This window comes from Arthrobacter sp. Dra40 (assembly GCF_059091905.1).
Genome location: NZ_JBNHHB010000483.1, coordinates 1 through 1,430, shown reverse-complemented (window position 1 = coordinate 1,430; position 1,430 = coordinate 1). Strand labels below are relative to the sequence as shown.

Genomic DNA, 1,430 nt, shown 5'->3' with positions numbered 1-1,430 from the left:
GTCAAGTTAAACGCCTCCGGGGCACCTGTCCATGACAGATGCCCCGGAAGGGACGACTTATTCGGGCCCGGCTCAGTCGCGGGTGTGGCGCGGCTTGCGCGGGGCGCCGAAGCCACGATCGCTGCGCTCCCCGCCGAACCCACGGTCAGCGCGGTCACCGCTGAAGCTGCGGTCGCCGCTAAAGCTGCGCTCGCCGTCGTTCTTCTTGTACGGGCGGTCCCCGTCGAACTTCTTCTTGAACGGCCGGTCGCCGTCAAACTTCTTCTTGAACGGCCGGTCAGCGCGGAATCCGCCGCCGTGGCCGCCGCCTACGTCGTCGCGGTCCCGGCGCGGCTTGCGGCCGGCGTCCAGCTCCAAGTGGATTAGTTCGCCGCCGATGCGGGTCTTGGACAGCGCGCGCAGCTGGTCCTTGCTCAGGTCCGCGGGCAGCTCCACCAGGGAGTGGTCCGACCTGATGTCGATGCCGCCGATTTGCGCGGCAGACAGGCCGCCCTCGTTGGCGATGGCGCCGACAATCGAGCCGGGCATCACGCGGTTGCGGCGTCCGACGGCGATGCGGTAGGTGGCGTTGCCCTCGGTGAGCGTGCGGGACGGCCCGCGTGAATTCATGCTGTCACGCCCGCCGCCGGCACGCTCGCGCTGGCCCTTCGGCGCTTCGGGCAGGTCCTGGACCATCAGCGGGCGTCCGCCCTGGGCCATGATGGCCAAGGCAGCTGCAATTTCGGCAGCCGGAACGTCGTGCTCGGTCTCATAGTTCGCGATCAGGTCGCGGAAGATCGAGACGTCTTCGGATGCCAGGGTCTCGGTGATCTTTTCCGCGAACTTGCGCATGCGCAGACCATTGATGGTCTCGGCGGAGGGCAGGTGCATCTGCTCGACCGGCTGGCGGGTGGCCTTCTCGATGGCCCGCAGCAGGTACTTCTCGCGCGGGGTCATGAACAGGATGGCGTCGCCGGAGCGGCCTGCACGGCCGGTGCGGCCGATGCGGTGCACATAGGACTCGGTGTCGTGCGGGATGTCGTAGTTGACCACGAGCGTGATGCGCTCGACGTCCAGTCCGCGGGCGGCAACGTCGGTGGCAACCAGGATGTCGATCTTGCCGTCGCGCAGGGCCTCAACCGTGCGCTCACGCTGCTGCTGCGGGATGTCGCCGTTGATGGCGGCGGCCCGGTAGCCGCGGGCCTTGAGCTTGTCGGCCAGGTCCTCGGTAGCCATCTTGGTGCGCACAAAGGCGATGACGCCGTCGAAATCTTCGGCTTCCAGAATCCGGGTCATGGCATCCAGCTTGTGCGGGCCCATGACCTGCAGGTAGCGCTGGCGCGTGTTCGTGCCGGTGGTGGTCTTGGCCTTGACCGTGATTTCGGCCGGGTCCTTCAGGTACTTCTTCGCGATCCGGCGGATGGCGGTCGGCATGGTCGCCGAGAACAGGG

General features: G+C 67.4%; 1 protein-coding gene. It reads right to left on the bottom strand.

What is annotated here, in order from left to right; all coding sequences use genetic code 11:
- Positions 1 to 72 precede the first annotated feature (72 nt).
- Positions 73 to 1,430 (bottom strand): helicase-related protein (locus AC5RWT_RS37395; RefSeq protein WP_494084619.1); only part of this gene is annotated, 1,358 nt, incomplete at its 5' end.